The sequence below is a fragment of the Sphingobacterium sp. SGR-19 genome (assembly GCF_011043555.1).
Lineage (GTDB): Bacteria > Bacteroidota > Bacteroidia > Sphingobacteriales > Sphingobacteriaceae > Sphingobacterium.
Genome location: NZ_JAAKGS010000021.1, coordinates 1 through 2,611, shown reverse-complemented (window position 1 = coordinate 2,611; position 2,611 = coordinate 1). Strand labels below are relative to the sequence as shown.

Here is a 2,611-nt window from a genome sequence, read left to right as displayed (position 1 = left end):
ATTCCATGACCAGTAAAGAAATACGCGAAGCATTTTTAAGTTTTTTTAGGGACAAATCCCATCACATTGTACCATCAGCTCCGGTTGTTGTCAAAAACGATCCCACCCTGATGTTTACCAACGCGGGGATGAACCAGTTCAAAGAGATTTTTTTGGGAGAAGTAGCCGCAAAGTATCCCCGTGTTACGGATACACAGCGATGCCTACGGGTATCGGGAAAGCACAACGACCTGGAAGAAGTGGGTATCGATACCTATCACCATACGTTGTTCGAAATGCTGGGCAACTGGTCATTTGGTGATTATTTTAAGAAAGAGGCGATTGCCTGGGCCTGGGAATTGCTGACAGAAGTATATAAACTGGACAGGGACCGTCTATACGTGACGATCTTTGAGGGTGATGTGAAAGAGGGGTTGGAGCGGGATGGGGATGCTTACGACCTATGGAAAAACCATGTAGCGGAGGACCGGATCCTATTGGGGAACAAGAAAGATAATTTCTGGGAAATGGGGGAGACTGGGCCTTGCGGTCCGTGTTCGGAGATCCATTACGATATGCGTCCGGAGGAAGAGCGTAGAGCTGTAAGGGGTCAGGACCTGGTCAATGCCGACGACCCACAGGTTATCGAGATATGGAACCTGGTATTTATGCAGTTCAACCGGCTGAAGAGCGGGAAACTGGAGCCGCTGCCCGCTAGGCATGTGGATACGGGCATGGGATTTGAGCGCCTGGTACGTTCTATCCAGGGCAAGACCTCCAATTATGATACCGATGTTTTTCAGCCTATCATACAGTTTATCGCGGAGCGGGCCGGAACAGCGTACGGTGCGGACGAAAAGACGGACATCGCCATGCGTGTACTGTCCGACCATATACGTGCCGTAAGTTTCGCCATTGCGGACGGACAGCTGCCCTCCAACAACAAGGCGGGCTACGTTATCAGGCGCATATTGCGCAGGGCGGTACGCTATGCCTATACTTTCCTTGGATTCAAAGCGCCGTTTATCAACGAGCTGGTACCGCTTTTGGCAAAACAGTTTGAAGGCGTGTTCGACGAGCTTATCCAGCAGCAGAGCTTCGTGCAGAAAGTGGTCCTGGAAGAGGAGGTTTCCTTTTTACGTACGCTTACCACAGGCATACAGCGGTTTGAGAACTACGTCGCAGAACACACGGCTATCGACGGTGATTTTGCCTTCGAACTGTTTGATACATACGGTTTTCCTATTGACCTTACAGGATTATTGGCGCGTGAAAAAGGGCTTGACGTGGATATGGACGGTTTCCAGCGTGCCCTACAGCAGCAGAAGGAACGTTCGCGTGCCGCCACGGCGATCGATACGGGCGACTGGGTCACGGTATCGGAAGGGGATGAGACGGAATTTGTGGGATATGACTGTCTTGAAGCGACCGCAAGGATTTTAAAATATAGGAAGGTAACATCAAAGGGCAGGCACCAATATCAACTTATCCTCTCCGCTACACCGTTTTATGCGGAAGGAGGGGGGCAGGTAGGGGATTCGGGAGTCCTGGTTTCCGGCGCCAACGAAAAGATCTATGTTACCGACACCAAAAAGGAAAACGGCCTGACCGTACATTTTGTGAACGAACTTCCGCCCGTGCTGGAAGGTGATTTCAGAGCGAAGGTAGATAAACATAAACGGCTTGATTCCGAAAGCAACCATTCGGCGACACACCTGTTGCATGCTGCCCTAAGGCAGGTACTGGGCGATCATGTCGATCAAAAGGGTTCATTGGTATCCGCGGATATCTTACGTTTCGACGTTTCACATTTCGCGAAGATTACGCCGGAGGAACAAAAGCAGGTGGAGGATATCGTCAATGCAAAGATAAGGGAGAACGTCCCGCTGAAAGAAGAGCGGCAGGTGCCATACCAGGAAGCCATAGAAGCGGGCGTCCGGGCACTATTTGGTGAAAAATATGGTGATTATGTGCGTGTCATTACGTTTGACGATACCTTCTCCAAGGAGCTCTGCGGAGGTACACATGTACGGAGCACGGGCCAGATCGGTTTTTTCAAGATCATTTCGGAATCTGCGGTAGCTGCTGGCGTACGGCGTATAGAAGCGGTTACAGGTTCAAAGGCGGCTTCGGTTATCCGTGAACAGTTTGAACTGGTGGACCGGATGCGGGAACTGATGAACAATCCGAAAGATTTTGTTTCTACGGTAGAGAAGGTGCTGAACGAGAACCACGAATTGAAGAAGGCCATGGAGAACCATATCCGTGAAAAATCCCTACAGATGAAACGGGAGCTGGAAGCGAAAGTGGAACAGGTTAACGGCGAGAACTTCCTTTCCCTGGTGGTTGAGCTACCGAGCATAGATGCGGTGAAAACGTTGGCTTATGCCTTAAAAGGTGCACTGGACAATGCATTTGTTGTTCTAGGGGCGGTTATTGATGGAAAGCCAAGTTTGACGGTCATGGTTTCCGACGAGCTGGCAAAGGACCGGGGATGGAACGCCGGTGCAATCGTTAAGGATCTGGCAAAAGATATCCAGGGTGGGGGAGGCGGACAGCCGTTCTTTGCTACGGCTGGTGGAAAGTTGGTTGAAGGTCTTCCAAAAGCGATTGCACGGGCAAAGGATTTTGT

The 2,611-nt window shown here is 50.6% G+C and carries 1 protein-coding gene; it reads left to right on the top strand.

Translation table 11 applies throughout. The annotated features are described in order from the left end of the window. Positions 1–5: 5 nt before the first annotated feature. A partial coding sequence (alaS, locus tag G5B43_RS19160) for an alanine--tRNA ligase (protein ID WP_165296408.1) occupies positions 6–2,611 on the top strand: 2,606 nt, incomplete at its 3' end.